Annotated in this window: 3 protein-coding genes; 2 read left to right on the top strand and 1 reads right to left on the bottom strand. The window is 68.2% G+C overall.

The annotated features are described in order from the left end of the window. Both HUK84_RS16280 and HUK84_RS16275 read left to right on the top strand, forming a co-directional pair. Nucleotides 1–801, top strand: an 801-nt coding sequence (locus HUK84_RS16280; protein WP_176641215.1) for an NAD(P)/FAD-dependent oxidoreductase, incomplete at its 5' end; no start/stop codon positions are given. Between the two features lie 74 nt (nucleotides 802–875). After that, nucleotides 876–1601 carry a GntR family transcriptional regulator gene (locus HUK84_RS16275; protein ID WP_176641214.1) on the top strand — a complete coding sequence of 242 codons (726 nt, stop codon included), beginning with the start codon at nucleotides 876–878 and terminating at the stop codon, nucleotides 1599–1601. Nucleotides 1602–1647: 46 nt separating this feature from the next. On the opposite strand, the gene HUK84_RS16270 is transcribed toward HUK84_RS16275, so the two are convergent. Beyond that, nucleotides 1648–1992, bottom strand: a 345-nt coding sequence (locus HUK84_RS16270) for a helix-turn-helix domain-containing protein (protein ID WP_176641213.1), incomplete at its 5' end; no start/stop codon positions are given.

The following is a 1992-nucleotide window of genomic DNA, read 5'->3' as shown; positions in this document are numbered from 1 at the left end:
CGCAAGGTCCGCGATGCCGGCGCCGCCTTGTTTGCGGGCACTGCCGTCCGGCACATCGACATCAGCGGCGGGCGGGCCACCGGCGTCGAGACCGAAACCGGCCCCATCGCCGCCGACGCCGTCGTCATCGCCGCCGGTGCCTGGTCACGCTGGCTGAGCGCGACGGCCGGCATCGTGATCCCGCAATTGAAGGTGGTCGCCTCGGTCCTGCGCACCACGCCGGTCGAGGACGGCCCGCTGCCCAACGTGGCCTCCACCGCGTTCTGCCTGCGCCGCCGCCGCGATGGCGGCTATACCGTCGCGCGCCGCAATTCGTCGCTGACCTATGTGACGCCCGACGCGCTGCGTTTCCTGCGCCTGTACCTGCCGAACTATCTGAAGCAGAAGCAGTTGCTGCGGGTGCGCGCGGGGGCCAGCTTCTTCCGCGAACTGTGGCTGGAGCGGCGCTTCGGCCCGGGCCGGCCCAATCCGTTCGAAGAGTTCCGCGCCTGCGACCCGGCAGCCGACAGCGACACGCTGAAAGCCACCTTCGCGCGGTTGCAGCAGGACATGCCCGTCTTTCGTGCCGCGCGCATTGCGGCCGCGTGGGCCGGGACGATCGACGTGCTGCCGGACGCGCTGCCGATCCTGTCGTCCGTGGCGCGGCATCCTGGCCTGTTCCTGGCCACCGGCTTTTCCGCCCATGGCTTCGGCATCGGTCCCGCGGCCGGCAAGCTGATGGCCGAGATCGTGACCGGCGAGGCCGGCGCCGCGTCCCGTGCGCCGTTCCGGCTCGAACGGTTTCACCTGAACGGCGATTGACGGCGGGCGGCCATCTGGTTTTAGCGGATATGGCATCCTTTCCAGATTTCCAGAGACATGAACGAGGCCGGCTGATGAAGGAAAGACACCCGCCCGCGCCCCCGGCCGAGGACAGCCCGGGCGAACCGCGCGGCCATTACAGCGGTGAGGAACTCTATGTCGCGCTGCGCCGGGACCTGATCAGCAACCGCACGCCCGGCGGTACGATCCTTCAGGAAAGCGATATCGCCCACCGCTACGACGTCAGCCGGACCCCCGTGCGCGAGGCGCTGCAGAGGCTGCACCAGGACAATCTGATCGAGCGCAAGGGCCGGTTCTATATGGTGGTCCAGCCGCATGTGGACCGGATCCGGGAGCTGTATGAATTCCGCGAGGCGATCGAGGCGAGTACCGTGGTGCTGTGCTGCCGCCGCGCCAGCGATGCGGACCTGGCGCACATCGTCCATCTGGTGGACGAGCAGTACAGGGCCGCCGGCGAAAAGCGGTTCCATGATTATGAACGGTTCGACGCCCTGTTTCATGTCGCGATCGCCAAGGGCGGCGACAACCGGCTGCTGGCCCGCCAGTTGGAAGTCAGCTACGACCAGATCTGGTTTTCCCGGGTGGGGCATCTGATTTCGATTCCGGAATATTCCGTTGATGCCACGGTCGCGGGACATCGCCGCATCGTCGATGCCCTGGTCCGGCGCGACGAGGGCGTTGCCAGGGCCGAGATGATCAGCCACCTGCGCAGCGCGATCGAACTGACCGAACGTGCCTCGCCACGCAGCAAGCGCACGGGGAAGCGACGCGCGTCGTGATCGTCGGTTTTTTGCCGAGAGCATCCGCGCGGTTCCAGACTGGCCGTCACGGTTCGATCCGGTCGGCGGCGGGTGGGACGCCGAATTCGTCGCGATAGGCGCGCGAGAAGCCCGATCGGCTTTCGAAGCCCGTCGCGGCGGCGATTTCGGTCACCGGCAGGTCGGTCTCGCGCAATATCGTGCGTGCCCTGGCCAGGCGCAGCTTGCGGTGATGCGCCGCCATTCCCCAGCCGAACGCGTGATGGAACACCCGCTCCAGATGCCGTTCGGAGCAGTGGGCGATCGCGGTCAGTTCCCCGACGCCCAGGCGGCGGTCGGTCGTCTGCTCCATCAGCGCGACCACCCGCGCCAGCCGCCGATTATGGGCGGGCGACCGCCCGCGCTGCGGCGC

This window comes from Nguyenibacter vanlangensis (genome assembly GCF_013376155.1).
GTDB lineage: Bacteria > Pseudomonadota > Alphaproteobacteria > Acetobacterales > Acetobacteraceae > Gluconacetobacter > Gluconacetobacter vanlangensis.
The sequence above is the reverse complement of the archived record's forward strand: the minus strand, read 5'-3'. Positions and strand labels throughout refer to the sequence as shown.